Below are 344 nucleotides of genomic sequence, written 5' to 3'. Positions count from 1 at the left end.
CCATGTCAAGAACCTCATGACCCACAACAGTTAGGTTTGGAACCGATGTCGACGGCGTTCTTCAGGCATGCCGGGATGGTGCGGTTGTTCTCGGGTGTGACGAAGAGCACCCCGGTGGAGGCTTTGATCGTCTCTCGGAAGGCAATGTACTCGGCCGGTACCGGCTTGTCGGTGACCTCGGGGTCGTCGTAGTCGAAGTCGTAGAGGGGGAGGTCGCGGATCTCCACGATCCGGGCCTCGTAGCCTTCGGGGAACAGGGGGAGGACGTTTTGCGCGATCTTGGGGGCGACGGAGCCGCGACGCAGGCTCCCTGGGCCGCCCCCTTCATTCGGTCCGGACGTTCT

Annotated in this window: 1 protein-coding gene; it reads right to left on the bottom strand. The window is 62.8% G+C overall.

From position 1 onward, the window contains the following. Positions 1–14: 14 nt before the first annotated feature. Positions 15–344, bottom strand: a 330-nt coding sequence (locus tag HMPREF2863_RS09350) for an NADPH-dependent FMN reductase (RefSeq protein ID WP_246828872.1), incomplete at its 5' end; no start/stop codon positions are given.

Source organism: Micrococcus sp. HMSC067E09 (genome assembly GCF_001812555.1).
Classification (GTDB): Bacteria; Actinomycetota; Actinomycetes; order Actinomycetales; family Micrococcaceae; genus Micrococcus; species Micrococcus lylae.
The sequence above is the reverse complement of the archived record's forward strand: the minus strand, read 5'-3'. Positions and strand labels throughout refer to the sequence as shown.